The organism is Candidatus Desulfolinea nitratireducens, assembly GCF_982879505.1.
The window spans coordinates 1-807 of the sequence record NZ_CEYOSI010000150.1 but is presented as its reverse complement, the minus strand read 5'-3'; the positions used below and the strand labels follow the sequence as shown (position 1 = coordinate 807).

Sequence of the window (807 nt, the reverse complement as noted above, 5' to 3'; positions counted from 1 at the left end):
CAGAGCATTGGGCAGCGTTTCAGGCAGGTCATGGTGGTCAGTGACGACAACATCCACACCGCGTGAATTCGCATAATCAATTGCTTCATTTTCTCCCACACCTGTGTCGCAGGTCAGGATCAGTTGTGCGCCATTGTCAATGATTTCTTTTAAATAGGGAATTTTGATTCCGTGTGATTCAGTTGCACGCACCGGAATATGCCAGAGCACATCTGCTTTGAGAGCGCGTAAAGTTTGGACGAGCAATGCTGTGGAGGTTTGCCCGTCCACGTCGAAATCACCCCAGACGCAGATCGATTCTCCCGTGCGAATGGCATGCTCGATCCGCTCCACCGCGATGCGCAGATCGGGCAGATCCCACGCGTCGGTGGGAGTGTATTCCTCCGGGTCAAGAAATGCTTTTGCGGCAGAGAGTTCGGAGATTCCGCGCCGGACAAGAGTCTCTGCGGCGAGCGGGTGCAAGCCCAGGGTGGAGAACGAATCGGGAATATCAACTGGAGTGGGGTCAAGCCATATTGTCATGAAAGGAATTCTATCAGGAAAAAATTAATGCGAATTACACGAATGAACAGATGGCGAGAATAAATCTTAAAAAAATTCGCGTCATTCGTCTATTCGTGCCATTCGTGTTAAAAAACTATGGCAAACAATTTTCCAATACTCACCAGACCTCCCCAACCCCTTCATAATTCCTTCACAGGTTGATGAGAAACTAAGAACATAAAATACTACTCAATCAATGCTAAAGGAGAATTTAATGAAGGTAAGTATTTGGAAAGTTGTTTTATTTTTAGGGCTGATCGCCCT

General features: G+C 47.2%; 1 protein-coding gene. It reads right to left on the bottom strand.

What is annotated here, in order from left to right:
• Positions 1 to 522, bottom strand: a 522-nt coding sequence (locus tag AC3DOM_RS12620; RefSeq protein ID WP_487919403.1) for a DHH family phosphoesterase, incomplete at its 3' end; no start/stop codon positions are given.
• Positions 523 to 807: the final 285 nt, after the last annotated feature.